This window comes from Paraburkholderia sp. SIMBA_027 (assembly GCF_046535315.1).
GTDB classification, from domain to species: Bacteria; Pseudomonadota; Gammaproteobacteria; order Burkholderiales; family Burkholderiaceae; genus Paraburkholderia; species Paraburkholderia tropica.
Genome location: NZ_JAWRWY010001011.1, coordinates 1 through 258 on the forward strand (window position 1 = coordinate 1; position 258 = coordinate 258).

The window sequence follows — 258 nt, forward strand, 5'->3', positions numbered from 1 at the left end:
GGGGCCGTCGGAAAAAAACGTCTCGCTTTATGGCGCGGGCGTGCTGGGCTGTCTGGTGATCAGCGGCCTGGCCATGATCCCCACTTTCGTGCCGCCAAGCGGCGAGCAATGGCTGCTTCTGGCCGGTTACGGCCTGTTTGCCGCCGTCGGAAACGTGCTGGTCATGTATGCCGCCCGTTACGCCCCGGCCGCCATGATCGGACCGACGCAATATAGCCAGATGCTCTGGGCCATTCTGTTCGGTTACCTTATCTTTGG

Annotated in this window: 1 pseudogene; it reads left to right on the forward strand. The window is 61.6% G+C overall.

What is annotated here, in order from left to right:
* Window positions 1–258 (forward strand): annotated as a pseudogene (locus SB764_RS42150) (hypothetical protein); the annotation flags it as partial.